The 531-nt window shown below is 68.5% G+C and carries 1 protein-coding gene; it reads left to right on the top strand.

Annotation, left to right across the window (positions count from 1 at the left end):
- Positions 1 to 207: 207 nt before the first annotated feature.
- Positions 208 to 489, top strand: coding sequence for an adhesin (locus tag KBX53_RS35390; protein ID WP_030331312.1), 282 nt, complete (start codon positions 208 to 210; stop codon positions 487 to 489).
- Positions 490 to 531 lie beyond the last annotated feature (42 nt).

The following is a 531-nucleotide window of genomic DNA, read 5'->3' as shown; positions in this document are numbered from 1 at the left end:
CCGCTCTCCACTGCTCCGGCTCTCTTTGACGGATGGTCCGCCAGCGGGCACGGAGGAAGTGACGGGGCCGTCAGCTGCCCCGATCCGAAGCGACGGCGATGACCGGTCGCCCCTCTGTCGCCTCCCACGCGTGCTCGTAGGCGGGCCCGACTGTCCGGTCCGTGCCGTATTCGACAGCGAGCCGAGAATCCACGAGGAGTTCCACTCATGCTCACCATGACCGATAACGCCGTGCTCGTCATTCGTGACCTCGCCAATCAGCAGGACGTCGCCCAGGACGGTGGGGTGCGAATCGCCGCCGACACCGAGGCCGGCTCGCTCACCGTCGAGCTGGTGCCCGAGCCGGTGCAGGGCGATCGGGTGGTCGACAACCAGGGCGCCCGGATCTTCCTGGACGAGGACGCCGCCGAGCTGCTCGGTGACGCGTCGGTGGACGCGACCGTCGACGACGAGGGCGTCATCCAGTTCGGCTTCACCGAGAAGCAGTAGCACCAGAAGCTCACCGCAACGGGCGCCCCCGCTGCGGTGGAC

Origin of the sequence: Micromonospora sp. M51 (assembly GCF_018070305.1) — a bacterium.
In the GTDB taxonomy this organism is placed as follows: domain Bacteria; phylum Actinomycetota; class Actinomycetes; order Mycobacteriales; family Micromonosporaceae; genus Micromonospora; species Micromonospora parva.
Note: the sequence above shows the minus strand (reverse complement) of the source record. Positions and strands in the feature narration are given on the sequence as shown.